The sequence below is a fragment of the Pseudomonas sp. FSL R10-0056 genome (assembly GCF_009600105.1).
Lineage (GTDB): Bacteria > Pseudomonadota > Gammaproteobacteria > Pseudomonadales > Pseudomonadaceae > Aquipseudomonas > Aquipseudomonas bubulae.
On sequence record NZ_WIWL01000196.1, the window covers coordinates 12816 to 33822 of the forward strand.

At 54.2% G+C, this 21007-nt stretch carries 19 protein-coding genes; 10 read left to right on the forward strand and 9 right to left on the reverse strand.

What is annotated here, in order from left to right; all coding sequences use genetic code 11:
* Positions 1-95: 95 nt before the first annotated feature.
* The gene (locus GHO42_RS17515; RefSeq protein WP_130872392.1) at positions 96-992 is read left to right on the forward strand and encodes a DMT family transporter; all 897 of its coding nucleotides are present in this window, start codon (positions 96-98) and stop codon (positions 990-992) included.
* Between the two features lie 125 nt (positions 993-1117).
* Complete coding sequence (locus tag GHO42_RS17520; RefSeq protein ID WP_095002010.1) at positions 1118-2455, forward strand: MFS transporter; 1338 nt, start codon at positions 1118-1120, stop codon at positions 2453-2455.
* 55 nt (positions 2456-2510) lie between these two features.
* Here GHO42_RS17520 and GHO42_RS17525 read toward each other — a convergent pair whose 3' ends face one another.
* Together GHO42_RS17525 and GHO42_RS17530 are read right to left on the reverse strand one after the other, a co-directional pair.
* Positions 2511-3866 carry a cell wall metabolism sensor histidine kinase WalK gene (locus GHO42_RS17525; RefSeq protein WP_178126995.1) on the reverse strand — a complete coding sequence of 452 codons (1356 nt, stop codon included), beginning with the start codon at positions 3864-3866 and terminating at the stop codon, positions 2511-2513.
* Entirely contained in the window at positions 3863-4573 is a 711-nt protein-coding gene (locus GHO42_RS17530) for a response regulator (RefSeq protein ID WP_178126994.1), read from the reverse strand. The genes GHO42_RS17525 and GHO42_RS17530 overlap by 4 nt, the downstream gene beginning before the upstream one ends.
* A 171-nt stretch (positions 4574-4744) precedes the next feature.
* On the opposite strand from GHO42_RS17530, the gene GHO42_RS17535 reads away from it, so the two are divergent.
* Positions 4745-5002: a hypothetical protein gene (locus tag GHO42_RS17535; protein WP_095002012.1), complete on the forward strand. Its 258-nt coding sequence runs from the start codon at positions 4745-4747 to the stop codon at positions 5000-5002.
* Positions 5003-5068: 66 nt separating this feature from the next.
* Positions 5069-5632, forward strand: coding sequence for a cysteine hydrolase family protein (locus tag GHO42_RS17540; RefSeq protein ID WP_095002013.1), 564 nt, complete (start codon positions 5069-5071; stop codon positions 5630-5632).
* Positions 5633-5671: 39 nt separating this feature from the next.
* Here the strand turns inward: GHO42_RS17540 and GHO42_RS17545 are convergent, their stop codons facing one another.
* Entirely contained in the window at positions 5672-6760 is a 1089-nt protein-coding gene (locus tag GHO42_RS17545) for a hypothetical protein (protein ID WP_095002014.1), read from the reverse strand.
* Between the two features lie 610 nt (positions 6761-7370).
* Between GHO42_RS17545 and GHO42_RS17550 the strand changes: the two genes are divergently transcribed.
* Positions 7371-7763: a cupin domain-containing protein gene (locus GHO42_RS17550; protein WP_095025816.1), complete on the forward strand. Its 393-nt coding sequence runs from the start codon at positions 7371-7373 to the stop codon at positions 7761-7763.
* A 153-nt stretch (positions 7764-7916) separates the two neighbouring features.
* Here GHO42_RS17550 and GHO42_RS17555 read toward each other — a convergent pair whose 3' ends face one another.
* From GHO42_RS17555 to GHO42_RS17570, 4 genes are all read right to left on the reverse strand, one after another.
* A complete protein-coding gene (locus tag GHO42_RS17555) occupies positions 7917-8276 on the reverse strand; it encodes a hypothetical protein (RefSeq protein WP_095019516.1) in 360 nt (119 codons plus the stop codon).
* 277 nt (positions 8277-8553) lie between these two features.
* Positions 8554-10155, reverse strand: coding sequence for an ABC transporter substrate-binding protein (locus GHO42_RS17560; RefSeq protein ID WP_095002017.1), 1602 nt, complete (start codon positions 10153-10155; stop codon positions 8554-8556).
* 720 nt (positions 10156-10875) lie between these two features.
* Positions 10876-11223, reverse strand: a complete 348-nt coding sequence (locus tag GHO42_RS17565; RefSeq protein ID WP_095002018.1) for a hypothetical protein — start codon at positions 11221-11223, stop codon at positions 10876-10878.
* Between the two features lie 18 nt (positions 11224-11241).
* The gene (locus GHO42_RS17570) at positions 11242-11994 is read right to left on the reverse strand and encodes a hypothetical protein (protein ID WP_095002019.1); all 753 of its coding nucleotides are present in this window, start codon (positions 11992-11994) and stop codon (positions 11242-11244) included.
* A 686-nt stretch (positions 11995-12680) separates the two neighbouring features.
* Between GHO42_RS17570 and GHO42_RS17575 the strand changes: the two genes are divergently transcribed.
* Entirely contained in the window at positions 12681-13199 is a 519-nt protein-coding gene (locus GHO42_RS17575) for a cysteine hydrolase family protein (protein ID WP_095019519.1), read from the forward strand.
* A gap of 198 nt (positions 13200-13397) precedes the next feature.
* Here the strand turns inward: GHO42_RS17575 and GHO42_RS17580 are convergent, their stop codons facing one another.
* Positions 13398-13748 (reverse strand): hypothetical protein, encoded by a 351-nt coding sequence (locus tag GHO42_RS17580; protein WP_153328365.1) that lies wholly within the window; start codon positions 13746-13748, stop codon positions 13398-13400.
* A gap of 55 nt (positions 13749-13803) precedes the next feature.
* Positions 13804-14805, reverse strand: a complete 1002-nt coding sequence (locus tag GHO42_RS26170) for a polymorphic toxin type 44 domain-containing protein (RefSeq protein ID WP_256670629.1) — start codon at positions 14803-14805, stop codon at positions 13804-13806.
* Between the two features lie 1357 nt (positions 14806-16162).
* Between GHO42_RS26170 and GHO42_RS17590 the strand changes: the two genes are divergently transcribed.
* The 4 genes from GHO42_RS17590 (at position 16163) to GHO42_RS17605 (ending at position 20859) form a co-directional block, all read left to right on the forward strand.
* The gene (locus GHO42_RS17590; protein WP_153328363.1) at positions 16163-16681 is read left to right on the forward strand and encodes a hypothetical protein; all 519 of its coding nucleotides are present in this window, start codon (positions 16163-16165) and stop codon (positions 16679-16681) included.
* A gap of 313 nt (positions 16682-16994) precedes the next feature.
* Complete coding sequence (locus GHO42_RS17595; RefSeq protein ID WP_153328361.1) at positions 16995-18410, forward strand: AAA family ATPase; 1416 nt, start codon at positions 16995-16997, stop codon at positions 18408-18410.
* Positions 18407-19048, forward strand: a complete 642-nt coding sequence (locus GHO42_RS17600; protein ID WP_153328359.1) for a DarT ssDNA thymidine ADP-ribosyltransferase family protein — start codon at positions 18407-18409, stop codon at positions 19046-19048. The genes GHO42_RS17595 and GHO42_RS17600 overlap by 4 nt, the downstream gene beginning before the upstream one ends.
* 8 nt (positions 19049-19056) lie before the next feature.
* Positions 19057-20859 (forward strand): ADP-ribosylglycohydrolase family protein, encoded by a 1803-nt coding sequence (locus tag GHO42_RS17605; RefSeq protein WP_153328357.1) that lies wholly within the window; start codon positions 19057-19059, stop codon positions 20857-20859.
* Positions 20860-21007 lie beyond the last annotated feature (148 nt).

Here is a 21007-nt window from a genome sequence, read left to right on the forward strand (position 1 = left end):
GGCTTTGTATCCATGACAATTTTTTGATTGTCATTAATCATCAGCCCTAGGATGCATTGAATGCAAGCCGCGATTAGCCTGGAGCCTGAGACTCGATGGAACGTACTTCCCACCTGCAACACCCCACCACCGAAAAAAACCTCAGCGGCTGGATCAACGGCTTTATCGGCGTGGTCATTTTCAGCGCCTCATTGCCCGCAACCAAGGTGGCGGTGCTGGAGTTCGATCCCGTGTTCCTCACCCTGGCCCGTGCCAGTATTGCCGGGGTACTGGCCCTGGCCATGCTCGGGTTGTTCAAGGCCCGGCGGCCGCAGCGCAACCAGCTGGTGCCCCTGCTGCTGGTGGCAACCGGGGTGGTGGTGGGGTTTCCGCTGCTGACCGCGCTGGCTTTGCAGCATGTGACATCGGCCCACACCATTGTCTTCCTTGGCCTGCTGCCGCTGTCTACCGCCATTTTCGCCGTGGTGCGCGGGGGTGAAAGGCCACGGCCAGCGTTCTGGCTGTTCTCGATCCTGGGCAGCGCGTGCGTCGTGGCCTATGCCCTGGCGCAGGGCCTGAGCGCAGCGCCCGAGGGTGACATCCTGATGCTTCTGGCTGTATTGATCTGCGGTCTTGGCTATGCCGAAGGGGCCAGGTTGTCGCGTACGCTGGGCGGCTGGCAGGTCATTTCATGGGCACTGGTGCTGTCACTGCCATTGATGGCTCCGCTGGCATGGTTGTGGGCCCCCGCTTCGTTCAAAGGCATTAGCGTACCTGCCTGGCTCGGCCTGGCTTACATCTCGATCTTCAGCATGCTGATAGGCTTTGTATTCTGGTACCGGGGGCTGGCCCAGGGCGGGATTGCCGCCGTTGGGCAGTTGCAGCTGCTGCAACCATTTTTTGGCCTGGCACTGGCTGCCACCTTGCTGCACGAGACTGTAAGCATGGGCATGTTTGGTGTTACAGCGGCGGTGATCCTGTGCGTTGCCGGGGCCAAAAAGTTCGCCCGGTAGCCTGTAGCCCCCGTGCTTGACCTCTGAGAAGTCGGTACTGACTATGCCGATGACACTTTTGGAGCGAATCGTTTCAGCCGCTGCCTCGATAATCATTGCTTACTGAGGACAGGTCGAGGTGCAGCATGACAAGCGTATCCATAGAGCAGGTCAGCCCTGAAACGCTGAGAAAAGTGATTGTCGCCGCCGCCATCGGTAATTTCGTCGAATGGTTCGACTTCGCCGTCTACGGTTTTCTGGCCACCACCATCGCTCAGCAGTTTTTCCCCAGTGGCGATGCCAGTGCCGCATTGCTCAAGACCTTTGCTGTGTTTGCGGTGGCCTTTGCCTTTCGCCCCCTTGGCGGGATTTTTTTCGGCATGCTGGGGGACAGGATAGGCCGCAAGCGTACCCTTGCCATGACCATTTTGCTGATGGCCGGGGCCACTACCTTGATCGGTATATTGCCCACTTATGCTGCAATCGGGGTTATGGCGCCGATCCTGCTCACCCTGATTCGTTGCGCCCAAGGCTTTTCTGCAGGCGGTGAATACGCCGGGGCCTGTGCCTATTTGATGGAGCACGCCCCCAGCGATAAAAGGGCCTGGTATGGCAGCTTTGTGCCGGTTTCGACATTTTCCGCTTTTGCCGCTGCGGCCGTAGTGGCCTACGCCCTTGAGGCTTCGTTATCCGCTGAAAGCATGGGCAGTTGGGGCTGGCGCCTGCCGTTCCTGATTGCTGCGCCACTGGGCCTGGTAGGGCTTTATTTGCGCTGGAAGCTGGATGAAACCCCGGCCTTCCAGGCCGTGAAGGAGGAGCATGCGGTCGCCCACTCCCCACTCAAGGACACCTTGCGCAACCATGGCGCAGCGATCTGCTGCCTGGGAGCCTTTGTGTCGCTGACGGCACTGTCCTTCTACATGTTCACCACTTACTTCGCGACCTACTTGCAGGTCGCGGGCGGCTTGAGCCGGGCAACCGCTTTGCTGGTGTCGCTGATCGCCCTGCTCTTCGCCGCCGCCATCTGCCCTCTGGCCGGGCTGTATTCGGACCGGGTCGGGCGGCGGGCGACCGTGGTGACCGCGTGCGTTCTACTGATGGTCGCGGTGTATCCGTCGTTCCTGATGGCCAGCTCGGGCGGGTTCGCAGCGTCCATCGTCGGTGTCATGCTGCTGGCAATTGGCGCGGTGTTGTGTGGCGTGGTGACCGCAGCTTTGCTCTCGGAGACGTTTCCGACCCGCACTCGCTATACCGCTTCGGCCATCACCTACAACATGGCGTACACCCTTTTTGGCGGCACCGCACCGCTGGTGGCGACATGGCTGATAAGCACCACCGGCAGCAATATGTCGCCCGCGTTTTATCTGATTGCAGTTGCACTGCTCGCCCTGGCTGGCGGCCTGGCATTGCCTGAGACCTCACGGATTTCCTTGCATGATGTGGCGACACCCGAAAATGCGGCGCAAGCCGTCGCTGCGGTCTGAGGGGCCAAGAGGCTGAGAGTGCCGGGGCTGCCCGGCACTCTCTGCAGAAGATCATTCACCCAGCCCCCTTGAGCACCGGCAACACAACCCTCACCGCCAACCCGCCACCCGTGCGGTTGCTCAGGGTTAGCGAACCGCCGTGTTCCAGCACAATCGCTCTGGCTGCCGACAGTCCGAGCCCCACCCCGCCGGTGCTTTTGTTGCGCGATTCTTCAAGCCGATAAAAAGGCACAAACACCTGCTCATGACTTTGGACAGGAATGCCCGGCCCCCGGTCAAGAACGAAAACAGTGACCTGCTCATCGTCCCGACTCAGCTCGATGGCCGGCTCGCCTGCGTACTTGATAGCGTTATCCAGCAGGTTGGTCATCACCCGTTTCAGGCCAAGCGGCCGGCCCAAATACACCAGGTGCTCAGGACCGTTGAAGGCAATGTCAATGGACTGGTCGCGGTAGTCATCAATCAGGGTTTGCAACAACCCTGCCAGGTCAAATTGCGTGGCCTGCTCCAGCCGGGCATCGTCGCGAAAGAACTCCAGGCTGGAGTTGATCATGGCCTGCATCTCGTCTACATCGCGAAACAGACGCTGTTGTTGGTCCGGGTCGTCAATAAACTCACCGCGCAGTCGCATGCGTGTCAGCGGGGTGCGCAAGTCATGGGAAATGGCCGCGAGCATCTGGGTACGGTCTTTGATGAAATGCTGCAACTGCGCCTGCATGGCGTTGAACGCAAGAATGGCCTGACGGATCTCCCGGGGGCCAACCGGTTCAATGGGTGGCGCGCGAAAATCGACACCGAAACGCCGGGCGCCCTCGGCGAACTGCTGCAAAGGCCTGGCCAGATGGCGCGTGGCAATCAGTGCGACCAGCACCGTGGACAACAACACCAGCAGGATCAAAATCAGGTTTCGCTGCCATTGGCCCAGGCCCCAGCTGCGCGATGCGATGCTGAACATAAGCCATGAGCCATCCTCCAGTTGCACCAGCAGGGCGTAATGCCCGTTGTGCTGTGGCCAGTCATCAGGCTGATAGGCTTCGAGGCGTCGCTCTGGACTATTGAACAGTCGCTGCGCCAGCGGCGTGGCTGTACGCTCGGCGGCTTCGGCCACCTGCGGCAAATCCAGGCCGGCACGGCTGGCATGCCAACTGATGCTCAGGGCGCTGTCAGTGGCTGCCGCAGCCAGACGTTGGCGCTGTGGCGCCGGCGAAGCTTCGATCAGCTTGGTCGTCAGGGAAATCTTTTCCAGCAGCCCGATTTCACTCAGCGGCGGGTAAGCCCAAACACCCGCCAACTGAGTAAACAGCGCATTGAATGCCAGCGCCGTAAGCATCGCGACAATGGTGGTCAAGGCAATCCAGCGTGCGATGGTGTTGCGTGAGCGCAGGCGCCAGCCTGAAATCCAGCCCGTCACTGACAGGTCACCCCGGGCGTGAACAGGTAACCGACATTGCGCACGGTGCGAATCATCTCGACCCCTTTGCTGTCGAACTCCAGCTTGCGCCGCAAACGGCTGACCTGTACGTCGATGCTGCGATCGAACGCGTCATGGCCAGCGCCACGAGCCAGATCCAGCAACAGTTCGCGAGTCAGAATGCGCTGGGGATGTTCGACAAACACCAACAACAAATCGAACTCTCCGGCAGACAAGGGAATCATCACCTGATCCGGGGAACGAAGTTCGCGGCGGGTCAGGTCCAGTTGCCAGCCCGCAAACTTCATCAGTGGCCGCGGCACCTGCCCGACCGAGGGCTGGCCCTGCCCTGCCCGGCGCAACACGGCACGCACCCTGGCCAACAGTTCCCGGGCATCAAAAGGTTTGCTCAGATAATCATCGGCGCCCATTTCAAGACCGACGACCCGATCACTCAGCTCGCCCATGGCCGTCAGCATGATGACCGGCGTGGGGTATTGCTGACGCAAACGCTGACACAGCATCAGGCCGTTTTCGCAAGGCAGCATCAAGTCGAGAATGATCAGGTCCGGTGGTTGCAGCGCCATCGCCGCCCACAGTGACGTGCCATCGGTGGCCACCTCCACCGAATATCCGTGTTGTACAAAAAACCTCTTCAGAAGCGCGAGGACCTCCAGGTCATCGTCCACGATCAAAAGGCTGCTCACCGGCGCATTCCACTTAAGGTATGTAAAGGCTTCCATCTAAAACTATTCGTCCCGCTGCGTCATATATTTCAACTTGGTAACAAAGTTGCGGCCAGGCAAAAAAGCAGACATATCCAGGCAAACCGCGAATGCGAGGATCAGACCTCTTTCCTGCCAAGAACGCGTGTACCCATGCCTTGCGAAAACCCGGCCATGATCCTGGAACAGCGACTGGTAAAGCGTGCCAACGCCGCCCTGCACTGTCGCGAAACAAGCCTGCGCCTGTCGAGCGATCGCGACACGCTGGTACTCAGCCGCTATATCGAGCATTACAGCCATGAAGGTGTTCAGTGGGTCGAGAGCACTCATACAGTGCCGGTGAGGGCTTTGCTGAAATGGATGATCAGCCACGGCGAACCGCAAACCCTGAGCCAGGATAAAGACCTGTAGCCATCTGGTGACCCCGGCGCAATAGACTTAGCATGGTGCTCCCTATCCCCAGCCAGAGGAACGGCCATGCCCCTGATCAAATCCGATGCGGCACTGATCATCATCGATATGCAAAAAGGGATAAGCCTTCCCGGGCTTGGTCGCAGAAACAACCCGCACACCGAGCTCAACGTACAGCGCCTGCTGGAAACCTGGCGGCATGTACAGCGTCCGGTAGTCCATGTCCGGCATATATCCCGATCGCCTGCCTCGGTATTCTGGCCCGGCCAGCCTGGCTGCGAGTTTCAGGAGGGGCTGGCCCCGCTCGATAGTGAGCACGTGGTTGAAAAGAACGTACCCGATGCATTTACCAACACAGGCCTGGAACGCTGGTTGCGCACGCGCGGGATTGAGCAGTTGGTCATCGTCGGCGTGATCACCAATAATTCCGTAGAGAGCACGGTTCGCTCAGCAGGTTGCCTGGGGTTCGATGTGATTGTGGGATCGGATGCCTGCTATACATTCGATCAGATAGACCTGAATGGACGCCTGTGGCCTGCCGAGGATGTACATGCACTGTCGCTTGCCAGCATGGCAATGGATTACGCCAGGGTCCGGGACGTCAACCAGATACTTGAACAGCAGGGCTAGGAAGGAAGCCGCCGAACTTGCGTTCGGCGGCTGCCGGGGTCAGGAGACCGCGTCCAGCGCGGTTTTTTCCGCCTTGGCCAGCGAGCGGCTGCGCAGCCAGCTGAAGCAAATGGCGAGGATCAGCGCAAAGCCTACGTAGCCCAGCAGCGGATACACGGTGCCCACCAACTTGCTGAAACCACCCAGGCTCAAAGCCAGGCCGACACAAACGGTCACTGCACTAAACAACTTGAAACGGCCCGATTCCGGCTTGGCAAAGCGTGCACTGAAGGCAAAGAACATCCCAACCGCAGTGCTGTAGACCATGCACACCAGTGCGATGGACATCACCACCGAGAGCAGTGGCGAGATGCGTCCGGCCAGTGCCAGGGACGGCATTTCAATACCCTGCAGCTGGTTGATGTTGGCAAACAGGCCGATGTTCAACAACAGGATCAGGGCGCCCAAACCAAGCCCGCCGAGCACACCGCCGAGAGCGGCCGCCTTGGGTTGTTTGGTCATGCCACCGATCACTGCCAGCATCGGGAAACCTACCGCGATATTGAACGAAGCGTAGAGCAAGGCGCCGACAAACCAGTTGCCAGTGACCGTCTCGTTGTTTTCACGCGCCACAGCATCCAGGGTCTCGATTGGAGCGTTGTAGCTGAAAATCGAGTAGGTCGTGATGATTAGCACCATCGCCAGCAGAAAAGGCATGACTGCGCTGATCAGATCAATGATGCGCTTGACGTTCATGCACAGCGTGGCGATCACCAGCACGGTCATCAATACACCGCCAAACAATGGGGGCAGATCGTACTGCTGGGCAAAAATCGAACCGCTACCGGCCAGCATCACCACACCAACCCCATAGAGGAAGAATGACAGCACCACATCGACGACCCAGCCCAGACGTGCGCCGAACAGGGCGTAGAGTACTTCCTTGTGCGAGTTGGCCTGCATCTTCGAACTCATGCGGGCGATCTGCATACCGAGGAAGGCAAACATCAAACCGCTTACCAGGGTGCCCAGGATACCGATAAGCCCATAGCCGGTGAAAAACTGCAGCACCTCCTGCCCGGAGGCAAAGCCACCACCGATAACTACGGACATGTACGCAAGCGCAATCTGGATCGACTGTTTATTCATTACACTTTTTCTCATTCTTAGACTTATTAGGTGCAGGAAACAAGACGACGCGGACACCACCTCATTTACGCAGGGTGGCTATCGCCATAGCAGTTCGATCACTCATCGTGATTGGCTGAACTGTACAGGTACGTAGACACCGCGGGCAGTATAGGAAGTGTTGCGCAGGTAATTTCACCATATACACAACAAAATTCAGCTAAAACGTCATGCCGGAGAGGTTTTGCCCTATCAATTATCTCGCAAGCGGCATTATTGACCGCAAAACCATCAGAAACATTTAGATACATGCTTGTTTTTATAAATCAGTCACTTAGCTTATTTCTGTGCTGGCCTCTGCGCATTTTTGCACGCCCCCGGGAACAGCCAATGACCACAAGAAAATGATGGAATGAACGAACAACATAATAACGACACACTAAAAAAACATGACACACATTAAATTTCGCACAAATATGAAAAGAAATGAACCACACAAGTAACAGAAAAAAACTACATACCTTAGCGAGCCCAAAAATCTATTGTTTTTACGCGATAAACTTAAAACATGAACACCTAAAAACGTCTGACTCGCACAGCCAATCAAGCGTCATAAACCGGAAATCAAATAATGAAAGGCACGCCCCCAGCCATATTTATGTTGAGTGCCGTCCTCTGGGCGGGAGCTGCCATCGCAGACATGCCAACACCCGCAAAGTCTGACGTGTTGCAACGAATCGACATGCCTGATACCCACTATCAAATGGGCTTGCAAAAAGCAGTACTCGCCCCGAACGAAGTCAAGGCTCGCCACATACATACAGGACCAGAAGTCGCCTATGTGCTTGAAGGCGAGGTCATCATTACAATGGATGGGCAGCCTGAAAAGCGAATAAAGGCCGGTGACAGTTTTCAACACCTGGCGCACGAACCCCACATCAGCAAAGCGGGCCCACAGGGCGCTACCGTTCTTGCCACCTGGGTAGTGGAGAAAGGCAAGAGCTTTTCTGTCCCTGCACCCTGATCCAGCGACTGCGCATCACACCGGGCAGCATCTTGCATTGCTAACATGAGGTAAATCATGGGGGAGGATATACTGCTTCTTTTTGCATGGTCACTGAAGACATTACAATGGATCCGTACTCTCATTGATGACCCCCCTGATGTTTAATCCGTTTCAATCAGCAGGCACAAAGTCCGCGACCTTTAACTTGGAACGCACATCCAAAAACCAACGACTCAGTTGCGAATCGAAACCCTGAGCAATCCGGTCTGCAGCATGGAGTGCCTCATCAGCGCTTCCCCTATTGCCCAGCCCTTGGCAAGCTTTAGACACTTGAAGCAGCAAGAATGCCCTGTCCACCTCCTCCACCCCGTTCGATTCGATAATGACCAGTGCCTTGCCAGCACTATCCAGAGCACTCTGCCACTGCCCGAACCGGTTAAAAGTCAACGCACATAAATAAAGGCTTCGCTCATGGTTCAACCAGGTTCCAAACTGCATCCAGAGCCGCTCACACACAACAGCCGCATCCATAATGACGTTTCGATGGGACAGCTCGTCACCCTGAAGGCGGGGGTTATCCACAGAACCTTGCAAACTTTGTACGCATAGCAAACCAACATGCGCCTTGGCCTCTATTAAAGAAGCGCCTGTAAGTTCGGCATATTCAAATTCGGCAGCAAACGCATTATTTCAGTGCATACCTTGCATAAGACTTTGGCCTATTCACGTCTATAGCGAGGTTATTTCGGTGCCGCGAGCGCACCAAAAACCATCCCGGGCTTCTGGTGCACTCAGTTGGGGCTTGCTGTTACTTATCCAGGCTCACCCCGTAGAACGGTGTCAGCCCAAAGGGGCTGATTTTGAAATCAGTCACTTCCTTGCGCAGGGGCTGGAAAACCGTCGAGTTCGCAATGGGTGTAATCGGAACTTGCTCCTTGAGGATCTTCTGCGCCTCTTGATACAACTTGATGCGTTGTTCGCGGTCGCTGCTGAGCTTGGCTTGCTGCACCAGCTTGTCATAGTCTGGGTTGCACCATTTGGCGTAGTTGCTGCCCTTGACCGCCGCGCAGCTGTAGAGCACGCCGAGCCAGTTATCCGGGTCGCCGTTGTCGCCCGTCCAGCCGTAAATCATCACGTCGTGCTCGCCGTTCTTGGCGCGCTTGATGTACTCGCCCCACTCGTAGCTAACGATATTGGCCTTGATGCCGACCTTGGCCCAATCCTGCTGGATGATTTGTGCCGACATACGCGCGTTCGGGTTGGAGGCACGTTGAACGGTCATCGCCCACAGGTTGATAGTGGTCCCTGGTGCAACCCCTGCTTCTTTTAAAAGCTGCCGGGCCTTGACCGGGTCGTAGGGGGCATCCTTGATTGTCGGGTCATAAGACCACTGCGCAGGTGGCAAGGCGTTCTGCGCCAATTGCCCTGCGCTCTGGTACACGGCCTTGATGATTGCCGGCTTGTCGATGGCCATGTCCAGGGCCTGACGCACCTTGAGTTGGTCCAGCGGCGGATGTGTCACGTTGTAAGCCAGAAACCCCAGGTTGAACCCGGCTTGCTGCAGCACTCGCAAGTTGGGATCCTGCTTCATCACTTCGATATCCGCCGGTCGCGGGTAACCGCTGACCTGGCACTCCCCGGCTTTGAGTTTCTGCAGGCGCGACGCCGCGTCAGGGGTGATGGCAAAAACCAGATTGTCGAGTTTCACATCCTCGGGCTTCCAGTACTGTTTGTTGCCGACGTAACGAATCTGCGAGTCCTTCTGGTAACGCTTGAACACAAACGGCCCGGTGCCCACCGGTTTCTGATTGATCTCTTCAGCCTTGCCCTGCTTGAGCAGTTGGGCTCCGTATTCGGCGGACTGCACCGAGGCGAAGCTCATGGCCAGGTTTTGCACAAAGGCGGCATCAACGTTATTGAGGTTGAAACGCACGGTGCGGTCGTCGAGCTTGTCGACGCTCTTGATCGTGGTGTTCAAGCCCATATCGGTGAAATAGGGCGATTCGGACGGGTAAGCCTTGCGGAACGGACTCTGGGCATCCAGCAGGCGATCGAAAGTAAACAACACGTCATCCGCGTTGAAATTCCGGGTCGGGGTGAAGAAATCGGTGGTATGGAACTTGACGCCATCGCGCAGGTGGAAGGTGTAGGTCAGGCCGTCATTGGAGACATCCCAGCGGGTGGCCAGGCCAGGTTCGACTTCAGTACTACCCCGTTTGAACTGGATCAGGCGGTTGAATACGGTTTCGGCGGAGGCATCAAAATCGGTACCGCTGGTGTACTGGCTGGGGTCAAAGCCGGCGGGGCTGGCTTCGGAGCAGTAAACCAGCGTGCTGGCGGCGTGGGCCATTGGCATGAACGCCAGGAGGCCGGCGACGAGAAGGAGCGGTTTGAAGGCGATTCTATCCATGGAGACCCTTGAAGTTGCAGACATAAATAAGCGCCTAAACGAAACCGGCACCCACCGAGATTAACGTCGTTGCCGAACATCAGATAGCGGAAACCTGAATTATTGGAAAACGGACGGCATACACGCCTGCAGAACTTCGAAATCAAGGGCGATAGAGTCGCCTCAGCGCCCTGGACACCTCCAGCCCCGAAAAGACAGCGGCCAGGCTCATTTCGCTGTATGTACAGCGCAGGAGCCTTGAGTGGGCGGGAAGTTGGCGCACCCGGCTTTCGGCCCCTTATTTTATTTCGTACCTGATGCTTCCTTGCCACAGGCTTTCAGCGCGATCAGGCTGATCATTGGTTGAGCATGCGCTCGGTCAAGTCGGGCTCTATGGACACCCTAAATCACACCGCCGGCGAGGCGGGTGACTTGTAATAAATAAACCCCTCGAACTGTTTCATTCGTGCACTTTCAAGCGTAGGAATTCCTCTGAATAATCCACCATCGGACTGCGCACCCTCATGACCGCTTAGACCTGAACATGCCGATACCAGCGCTTGTATCCCCCTGCATACTTTAAACAGACGCCGCACAGGCCACTGCTTAGCGATGGCGCTGAGTGTTCTGTATCGCAAATCGTACAGGACACAATTAACAGCGGGCGCGGCAAAGTGCAGACAATCAACACCTTTATTCTGCAAGTGTGCCGCCTCCACTTGAATAGTGACCCCTCGAAACTTAATACATATTTGTCAAGACCACACCCGTAAAGTAATTACATCCGCCGCCGGACTCATCAAGAAGAGACACTTGCTGGCCTGTCAGCTTCGACAGGGACAGCATATTAAGCAGTGCATAACCTGTGGGATCATTCAGATTGCGCTCCCCATGAACTGCCCACCAGCGCGTTCCGGTCGAAGTTAACATTACGCTGATCCCATTGCCGCTGTCGTAGTTACCTGCCCCTATATGTATTTGCTTCACCGTGCCCTGCGCGCACTTTATATCCCGACTCACACCCATCAAGCCAGGCTCTTCGGCAAAAGCATTGACACTCAACACCAACAACAAGGCTGCAAGACGCATGCTCATACTCCTCAACGTTTATAGCTCATCATGGTTAATAATGGAGGTACTGCTGTTATAAACAGACTCCAGGGTAAACATTATTGCTGGAATATCTTGCTTCAGATCCGAACGCGACGCAGCCAGGCACGCCCCGACCATCGGGATCATGCCCAACCAGGTAGGCCTTCTTTCTCGTGGGGCTTCACCGTTGAAATAGGGCCTGTTCGTGGCTCGGGTATTATCGGCCACATAACGGGGGTTAACCTGAGCAGTTGAAACTTGCAACTCACCGTCGACAACAATATAGGACTCCACATCCCTGATATTTTGAGTAGGAATGAGGGTCGGCGTTATATATTCATTGGCTGCCCGTGAGGGATGGTAGTTCAAGGGGGTGATCGGGACTTGCGGGTTGTTGTCATGCAATGTCCGCAATGAGGCCTCGGCATTGAAGAAGTTGCTGTCCGGCCTGACGCGATAAAGATAAATACGCTGACCGGGTTGGGCAAAAGCCCTGGCAGCTGCGGCAGTGCGAATGAACTGAAAGTTTGCCGCGGTTGAGACAAAGCCTGAATCTCGCTGCCCCTGTTGCCTGTTGACGCATGACTCGCCGGTCACATGGTCATGAACATTAAAGTTACTACCCCAGGCCTGGAAACCAGCGTGAAATATCAGCTGTTCCGGCCGGGTATCCATTCGCCATACCGTACCTGGTGGCTCGGCCCATGAATAAGGAGCCTTTAATATAACTGTCACAAAAACCCATAGCAAAACCCCCAGCGTCTTCATGATCCCGCCCCCCCGATAATTAAAGAAATGCCTGCAAAGCACACGCACTTAATTAATTTTACCGAAAAACAAATTACCCGCTATTCATTATGAGCCCCCACAGAACCATAATAAACTCAAAATATTGCATGACTGACCCCATACTTTTAATTACCCCCCACGCAGCACCTCGGCGTACAGAATCTCTATGACTGTTTCGTTAAAGTAGCAGGGCTACGTTCAATATTTAATTTAAAGCACAGACTGTGCGTGCTGGAACTCAAGCTCAAGACACCGCAGTACGTCGATGACCGCGGCAAACTACCCTTTTGCCTTGTGCTCATGCCCAAGAAGACGAGGCTCCCACCAACAACATCTCGTATCACCACAGCGCGTGTAGGTTGCGCTGGACGACCTTTAGTCTGAGTTTGATTGGCCGCGGCTTCCAAGAAGCATATGGGTATATGGCTGGCCAGCTCGAAGTCATGACGCTTCCTGCTCCTGCTTGCCAACCCGCTGATACGCAGCTACTGTCAGCTCCATGAATCAATTACGAGTTGCCTTGACCACGACTACCACGACCGCCGAAGGCGGGTCGTGAGAGGTATCGTGAGTCCATAACGCACGAACTTCAAAGGCCCGCCAGTGATGGTAAGGGCCTTTTCTTTTGCCCTTGTGTCACTGGCCAAAACGCAAGGAAAAGCCCCATGTATGCACTGTTGATTCTTGATATGCAGGTAGGATTGGTGCATGGCCCGGACAAGCCATGGGCTGGCGAGGCCCTGTTGGACACATTGAACACGTTGCTGGATAAAGCCCGGAGCGCAGGTGCCCCGGTCTTTCTCGCCCGTCATGTCGGCCCTACCGGTTCACCGATTGAACCGGGAAGCCCGTTGACCCAACTGATACCGGAACTGGTGCTACAGGGCAGCGAAGTGATTTTCGAGAAAAACCGCCCCAACGCCTTTGCCAGGACAAACCTGGCCGACCAGCTACAGGCTCTTGGTGTTGAGGGTGTGGTCATCACGGGCATGAAAACCCAATATTGTGTCGACAGCACCTGCCGCGCGGCACGAGACCTTGGGTTCGACGCAGTACTGATTGCCGATGGCCATACCTGCAGTGACACCCATGCGTTGAAGGCACAGCAGATTATCGCTCATCACAATGCAACCCTGGCGGGGCCATTCTGTCGTGTCATCAACGCTGAGGACTGGGGGTTTTAGTCTCGGTCGACAGATCAGGCTGATCCAGGCTGATCTGTTGCTAAAACAATGAGGCACAGAGGTAAAAATCGAGCGCTAATACCTGTCGAGGCCGGCTGCTTTCAAGACCTCTATGGAGAAATACAGCACGTGGCCTGTAGGCCACGTGCTATGTGGGAGTATTTTTCTTCCAGGCCGGTGTTTTTTTCAACTAAAAATCTATGGGGCAGTTGAATCAAGATCGAATTTCACGATATTGATCTCACCATCAACTTTAAACAATGAAATATTGTGAAACCCATAAATAACCCCATCAACTTTTAGTTTGACCCGATCATCTAAAACCTCGCGAACAGCTGCAGAGCTTTTTGTAACAAGGAATGGGGCGGTCTTCTTTGCTTTCTGAAGCGCTTCTTCATCGCCAGATTGAAGATTCATCAGGAAATACCTATAGACCAATGGCACCGTAGCGCCACCAGAATCATATAAGACCTCATAGATGGCCCCGCCATGGCCAACATTTGTAACTGAAGTAATCTTGACAGGATCAGGCCTGCCTGGAGCAGACATGTATATGTACAAAGCCTGCACAAGACAAACAGCAAACAAACTCCAAAAAATCCATTTAATACCCCTTCGACTTCGCATAATCTATTCCTGCTTTAATCCATACTTGATCAACAGGATCATCGCCGCAAGGAGCCTCTGACCACCATTTATCGAATTCTGCCTGAGAAGTCCCAGCTAAGGACTGTGCAGCACCAGCTGCTCTTAAAAGTACCGCTTCAGAAATCCCAGCTGCCGTACCAACAGCACCATAATTAAAATTGCCGAAGCTCTCATACTGAGGCTGGCCTTTTTTGTAATCCCACTCGCCCTTGTTTCTGACTTGGGTGTAAAACCAGCTGAGCAAAAAACCTCTACCCTTAATACTAAAGTATGCTTTTTGGCTTTTCGCAAATTCTAGGTTCTCATCTAAAGAGACGCCGGGTGGAGCGCTAGGATACTGTTTATGTCTGGCTTGCTCTTTCGCATCGCGCAGATTTGTCGCTTTAGCCACCTCTATGAGAGCCAATTTCTGCTGCTTTTCTTTCAAGCGTCGGGCCGTTTCTGAATAGACCTCAGACAACCTGGCAAATTCATACCTCTGTGCCCAATCAAGAAGTTTAGGTGTATTAACTATGACCCTCATCTTCCCGGCCTGAGTAAAACTCCCCGCACTTGGTCTTTTTGAAGCTTGTACATCACTGCCGTCCCCAGAACCTTTAGAAGCCTTAACCTTTCTATCAGCCTCATTCTCTTTAGCCATATATAGTGTTACCAGGATATTTTTCTCTCTTGTGATTATTTTGCTTGACGTGGATACATCCATAGGCATATTTAGCCCACCTGCACCCTTGATTTCCTGGTCAATCTCAAAATCTATGGCCGCAATATTATCTTTGTGCTGCATATCAAATCTATATGCATTATCAAAAATCCATTGAGTTACATTCTCAAGCGCCCTTATCAATAGACCGAGCATATCATGCATATAATCTGGCATCATAGACTCTCTCGATGTACCAGGAATGGAGAAGTCTATTATTCTCCCCACAACAGATATCGGACCAAGCTCTAATGGCATATTCATACTCCTTATGAATCAATCCAGACTTTATATTATTCATCGAACTCCCTACTCATACAAATTTATAAAGTCACAACATATGTTCAGACCGAAATTTTAGTGACGAGTTTTTTTGTACGCATAATACGAAATGGCGCCTTCATGAGTTCATGGCAATAACGGCTCTCAAGTATATTGAATACTTTGCTTTCGTAGGCAAAACGAAAGCAGGTGAGGTACACGGGTATGCTGGTAACGGGGACTGTTTACATACGGGTTGTGAAAATTGTGAACGCTACCTGTTAAATCGGCGAAAAGTGCACAGCTAAAAAGCACTTTCCCTCCGACTAAAACACAGCCGTTAAAAACGCTGGATCGGGCTCTAAAATTGCCCCAGATGCGGACACGGTCTGAAGCTATGCGAAAACGACGAGCTCGGTGCAGCGCCCTTCCCCACCCCCCAGAAACGACAAAGCCCGCCAAAAGGCGGGCTCTGCGGTGTAGCAATATGGCGGAGGCGTAGAGATTCGAACTCTTATCTAAGGTTCAACCCTATCCTCCCTCAACGAGTAAAATGATGACCCAACCCGACTCAGGTGTCAACGCCAATAGGTTCGGGCGCTCATGCAGATCCAAAGTGAAATCACATTAAGGATTTTCAGCATCCATTAAGACGCAACTCGTTGCACCTTATTAATTGCACCTTATATCTAGGGAAATGCTGGCTAAGCGTGAGCCACGTCGTGCTTGTTCTGAGGTGCCGGGGTGGAACTCCGAGAATGATCAGCATATAGAGGATAGCTTGTGCGGCATGAGCTACTCCGTTTGTTCCTCAGCATGCAATTGTGCTTGACCTTCACCAACGCCAACCATCTGAAGACCACAACTCGCCGCACTAAACGCCAATCCGGAGCGTTGAGATGCGAGTAGCTCGCTCTCCGGGGATCGCAAAGCTGCAAATCTTGAGAAGCTAAAAGCTAGGTATGCTGCGACACAACTCGGAGATGCGTAACCCCCATTGTCGAGCTTTTGAAAGGCTTTCGAGGACGACGATCGCGCCCTCTAGGGCTTATTTGAGGCCATTATTACACGTAGTTTTGCGCTGTCTGGTCGTGGCCAACGGATCGAGTTGAATGCGCTCGGGACAACACAGAAAAATCAGGAATGAGTGCGGCGACTCAAGGCATACGTCAGCAACAGCTCGCTCCCTTATTGACCCGCAAGCCAGGCAACAGTAGCATCCGGCTAAGCGATTACCTGAATCGCGCGGTCGGCACGCAAAGACTTCGTCACAGGCGATACACCCTCCTTATACTCACGCAATCAACAGTCGTCATTCGCGGGCAGCCGACACCGCTATCGACCGGAGCTTGCGATGATTCTTCCAATTTTCCCCGCTGATCTCGAACGCAAAACAGGCATGAAGAGTGCCGCTCGCTTCCTTTTTAAAACGTGGCCTGGCGTAAAGCCGATCATGCATACGCAGGCACTGAATCTTCTTGCCAAGGGTCTTGGATATGACAGCTACCACCACGCCAAGAAGCTTGCATCGTCATGGACTGATGCTCGGCCGGACATCGATATCCACTCGATTGAGTGGAATCTTTCGCGCGTACTCAGCGAGGAATTTCAGGCATCCGACAATCCTAGGGTGTTCATCGATCTAGGTAATCTCCATGCCTACATTCAAACCATCCCCTTGCATCACCTGACCGTCTTCAAACGCTTTCCAGAGCTGCTCGAGAGGGAGCATTGGTTTCGGCTCCCTCCTCACGACGAACAATCGCCCTTCGGGAGGTATCAACATAGTCCGGTCATCCCACTTGAGACCAACTGGCGAATTTCCGAGAACAACGGCAGTGACGAGCCGGGCTATGCATCACCGAGGAATTGACGCGGCTACAATGTCGCGCTCCTCGTGAAATAGATGCTCACCTGACTGCCTGCTTGAGCCTGGCCCAGGTGGCACGTTTGGCGATGGTGTGCGAGCCTTCTAAGGCCTACTCAGCACTGCCGTCGCCTCAGCCTCAATCGCCATCTACATCCATGGCTACATTTCGTAGCACAAATCCACATTTGACATCTGGCGGCGATTCGGACGCTACAAACTGATCGAATCCTTCGATTTTACAAAATATTGATATGCGCCATTGTAACGCCACTATTACCTGATAGGATTCGAGCTTCCCCACGGATGGAATAGACAGATGAAGGCGCTGATCGACGTTATACCCACGGCTGAGCAGCTTGCGCTGTTTTCCCGAGTCACATCTGGCGTTGATGTGATTCGAGGAGCCGCAGGAAGTGGGAAGACGACTACAGCCCTCCTCAAGCTGCGCACCAGCGTGGCGTTCTATTTAAATCGCGCGCGGCGGCAGGCTGAACCCCGACCTGTGAAAGTCTTGGTACTGACGTTCAACAGAACGCTTCGTGGCTACATAAACGAACTCACCGAGCGGCAACTGGGTCAAGAGCCTCTCATTTCGCTGGAAATAGCCACCTTCAACAAATGGGCCCAGCGTTTGACCGGCGCCCGGAACATTCTCGATCTGGAAGTTGCATCAGCCCATCTCCGCCGACTCGCCGCTGCCGCAGGGCTTGAGTCTGAATTCGTTGTTGAGGAAGCTCAGTACGTTCTTGGTCGTTTCCACATTGATGAATTGGACGACTACTTGTCTGCACGCCGAGATGGACGAGGCGTGACGCCTCGGATGGAACGTCCGGCCAGGCAGCAGCTCCTTGAGCTCGTCATCCGACCCTATCTTGGATTCAAAGCAGAGCATGAACGGGTAGATTGGGGGGATCTGGCGTGCGACCTAAGCAACACTCAGCTTGAGCAATACGACGTAATCGTGGTGGACGAGACCCAGGATTTCTCGGCAAATGAGGTACGAGCGGTGCTCAATCAGCGCTCGGCGGACGCCTCAGTGACCTTCGTACTCGATAGTGCTCAACGCATCTATTCACGCAACTTCACGTGGGTTGAGGTCGGGGTAAGTCTGCGCCCGGAAAAGAGCCATACCCTGCAGACCAACTACCGGAACACCCGTCAGATTGCTCGGTTCGCGAGTGCCATGCTCACAGGGCTCCTGATCGACGATAACGGGACGATGCCAAATTACGCTACCGCAAGGGCTGATGGGCCGAAACCGATCGTCTTGAGAGGCTCGTACCCGAATCAGGTACGCGGAGCGATAGAGTTCCTTCGCGACATTGATCTCACCCAACAATCTGTAGCGTTTTTGCACTACAAAGGCTGGTTTCGGGATCTGATACCCGCTCTGAATCGTGCGGGTCTGCCCTTCGTCAATCTGACCGGCTCTCCTGTATGGCCAGAGGGGCCTGAGAACATCGCATTGTGTACGCTGCACTCCAGTAAGGGCTTGGAGTTCGATCACGTCATCATGATAGGCCTGGACGGTTCTGTTCTTCAGGTAGACATGCCTGATGATGAGGATCAAATCGATGTGGCAGAACACGAACCATCAGCGCGGCTGCGCCGCCTGGTCGCAATGGGCGTGGGAAGGGCCAGGGAAAGCGTCCTGATTGGATTCAAGCCATCCGATGCGCCGGACATTATGCATTTCGTAGATGATGATCTGTATGAAGGCCGGGACGTATGACTATTCAGCAGCTGATTGCGGAGCGAGGCATCGAGTCCATCCTCCACTTCACCACCAATCGCGGCTCCCTTGGGCTCTTTGCATCAAGGGCGCTCAAATCTCGCCAGCGCCTTAACGCAGATCAACAGCTCAAGCACATCTTCCAACCTAATGCGCGCTACCGAGACAAGGATCGGGCCTGGCTGGATTATGCCAACCTTTCCGTCAGCCAAATCAATACCGCGTTCTTCAGAACGTGCTCCGGTAGCTGGCATAAGGAGAAGGATTTTTTCTGGTGCATTCTGGATTTCACGCCTGAAATACTGCTTCACGATGATGTCTGGTTCACGACGACGAACAACATCTATACCAACGTCGAGCGTGCAAAGGGCCCTGAAGGGTTGGAAGCCATATTCCAGACCCCAATTCATCAGTACCTAGCAAATTACTCACATCGTTCCGCCAATCATCCGAGTAATCTCCCGACCTGCAACCAAGCCGAGATCCTGTATCCCCAAGAACTGTCGACAGACCATTTGCAACGTATCTACGTGCGTTGCGACAATGACAGTGACGAGCTAGCGGGTCAGATGGCTGCAACGGGGCATTCCCCTGTCAACGTAGTGGTTAGGCCAGAGCTGTTTGAAAGGATCAGGTGAGTAGAGCAATGTCAGAAAATAGGCTGCAACGCACAATTTCATCGGCGCTATGGGCAGCCTACGGCGACGCCATGGGATTCCCGACGGAGCTCGCTTCCGAAAACCTTGTCAGCGAACGACTCGGTCAGCCACGCTCAACCAGAACGGAGCAATGGCAGAGGATTATCGGCGGAAGATTCGGCGCTCAGGTCGTCCTTCCTGCAGGAAGCTATTCAGACGATACTCAACTGCGTCTTTCGACCAGTCGCGCGATCTCAGGTCAAGGATATTTTGATGTAGAGGCATTTGCCAAAATAGAACTGCCTATTTGGCAGGTCTATGCGCTGGGAGCCGGACGAGGAAGCAAGTCAGCAGCGAGCTCACTCTGCAATCGGAGCACGAACTGGTTCAGCAACTTCTTCAACGGGTATGTGAATGGCGGCGGCAACGGTGCAGCGATGCGCGTCCAACCTCACGTATGGGCCGCTGCAGACGTTACAAACAAGCCTTCGTATCTGGTTGATGTCATCCGTAACGCCATTTGTACTCATGGACACATGCGGGGTATCGCGGGGGCTGTTGTGCATGCAGTTTCTCTAGCCCACGTATTCCAACACGGGCGTGTGCCCAATGAAACAGAGTGGTTCCAATTTACATCCGATATCCGGAGTATCCCTTCTCTGATCAGAAGCGACTCGGAGCTCGCAACGTTCTGGGCGCCTACGTGGGAAAAGGCTAGTAACACGTCGCTTCAAATTGCTGTGGATCAGGTTGCGGCTGAATGGGAAGCTTCTGTTGGTAACGCGGTTAATTGCCTGGCCAACAAATCGGCATCACCTGCTGAGCTCTATGTTGAGATAGTCACCAGCGACAAGGGACTGAGCGCCGAAGAAAGAGGCTCAGGACTCAAATGTGCCCTGTTCGCAAACGTCGCAGCACTTCTGGGCCAGCGAGTAGGCTCCCAGGAGATCATTGAGCAGGTAGTCAATTTGCTTAACAGCGATACTGATACGATCGCGACCATGGCGGGTGCATTGATAGGCGCTGCACACCCAGATGTCAGATGCTTGGGTGAAATCCAAGATGAAACTTACCTGCGCCAAGAAGCAAAGCGCCTGTACGCTATCAGTCAAGGTGGACGTGCTGAGAGCTTTACCTACCCAGACATGCTCTATTGGCAAGCCCCTAGGGCTGTGATTGATTCGTTGGAAGCCACTCCAGCAGGCCTCGAACTCTTGGGCTTGGGTAAGGTTAAACCGTCTGGCCGAATCTTCTCCGGCAAACAAAAGTCGGCAGTGTGGCAATGGTTTACGGGTGATTGGGGTCAGACATTGCTCATTCGCTGTCGCCCTGCACTATTAGGTAACGAAGATGCCGTAATCGAAACTCGGAAGGCATCGCCCCCGGTGAGTAATACGGTCGATATGTTTGATGAGCCCACTACGGTCAGTGAGAAACAACCAGCCGTTGAAGCGCCTATTCAACGCCATAATGTATTGCCCGAGGTGAGTGCCCCTCCTTTAGAGTCGGTACAGCCTGTACAACCGATACTACCCACGGCGCATGCTGACTACGTCGCTCCGCGCGAGACGGGATCTCTTGAGCCTGGCAGTCACCACTACGGTGGCCAGACACAAGACAGCATCGCCCCGCCCGACCTGGATGCACTGACCAATGAGGCGATCAAGACATTTGATCCAACGGTCATAGGCCAGCACTTGTTAGACCTTTCTGAATTCCCCAATGGGATTTATCTATGTGTGGCCTACTCATCGATCATCGCTAAGGCACGTGTGGCGCGTCTGCGCAGCAAACGTAAAGAGCAGGCCTGACTGACTCAGGAAGAATTCGTTGGGGATCCTCGTCATTGGGGATCCAGGTCATCCAGGATGCAAATGCTGGATGAATCGCCCCTAGTTTCGTAGACACCTCCAAGCCTTAAAATGAGGCCCATTAGGAGGTGCCATGAGCAACCAGCGA

Excerpts from the sequence above, each read along its gene's own strand:
- GHO42_RS17515 (WP_130872392.1), top strand. The coding sequence starts at position 96 with ATGGAACGTACTTCCCACCTGCAACACCCCACCACCGAAAAAAACCTC.
- GHO42_RS17520 (WP_095002010.1), top strand. The coding sequence starts at position 1,118 with ATGACAAGCGTATCCATAGAGCAGGTCAGCCCTGAAACGCTGAGAAAA.
- GHO42_RS17535 (WP_095002012.1), top strand. The coding sequence starts at position 4,745 with ATGCCTTGCGAAAACCCGGCCATGATCCTGGAACAGCGACTGGTAAAG.
- GHO42_RS17540 (WP_095002013.1), top strand. The coding sequence starts at position 5,069 with ATGCCCCTGATCAAATCCGATGCGGCACTGATCATCATCGATATGCAA.
- GHO42_RS17545 (WP_095002014.1), bottom strand. The coding sequence starts at position 6,760 with ATGAATAAACAGTCGATCCAGATTGCGCTTGCGTACATGTCCGTAGTT.
- GHO42_RS17550 (WP_095025816.1), top strand. The coding sequence starts at position 7,371 with ATGAAAGGCACGCCCCCAGCCATATTTATGTTGAGTGCCGTCCTCTGG.
- GHO42_RS17555 (WP_095019516.1), bottom strand. The coding sequence starts at position 8,276 with ATGGATGCGGCTGTTGTGTGTGAGCGGCTCTGGATGCAGTTTGGAACC.
- GHO42_RS17560 (WP_095002017.1), bottom strand. The coding sequence starts at position 10,155 with ATGGATAGAATCGCCTTCAAACCGCTCCTTCTCGTCGCCGGCCTCCTG.
- GHO42_RS17565 (WP_095002018.1), bottom strand. The coding sequence starts at position 11,223 with ATGCGTCTTGCAGCCTTGTTGTTGGTGTTGAGTGTCAATGCTTTTGCC.
- GHO42_RS17570 (WP_095002019.1), bottom strand. The coding sequence starts at position 11,994 with ATGAAGACGCTGGGGGTTTTGCTATGGGTTTTTGTGACAGTTATATTA.
- GHO42_RS17575 (WP_095019519.1), top strand. The coding sequence starts at position 12,681 with ATGTATGCACTGTTGATTCTTGATATGCAGGTAGGATTGGTGCATGGC.
- GHO42_RS17580 (WP_153328365.1), bottom strand. The coding sequence starts at position 13,748 with ATGTCTGCTCCAGGCAGGCCTGATCCTGTCAAGATTACTTCAGTTACA.
- GHO42_RS26170 (WP_256670629.1), bottom strand. The coding sequence starts at position 14,805 with ATGCCATTAGAGCTTGGTCCGATATCTGTTGTGGGGAGAATAATAGAC.
- GHO42_RS17590 (WP_153328363.1), top strand. The coding sequence starts at position 16,163 with ATGATTCTTCCAATTTTCCCCGCTGATCTCGAACGCAAAACAGGCATG.
- GHO42_RS17595 (WP_153328361.1), top strand. The coding sequence starts at position 16,995 with ATGAAGGCGCTGATCGACGTTATACCCACGGCTGAGCAGCTTGCGCTG.
- GHO42_RS17600 (WP_153328359.1), top strand. The coding sequence starts at position 18,407 with ATGACTATTCAGCAGCTGATTGCGGAGCGAGGCATCGAGTCCATCCTC.
- GHO42_RS17605 (WP_153328357.1), top strand. The coding sequence starts at position 19,057 with ATGTCAGAAAATAGGCTGCAACGCACAATTTCATCGGCGCTATGGGCA.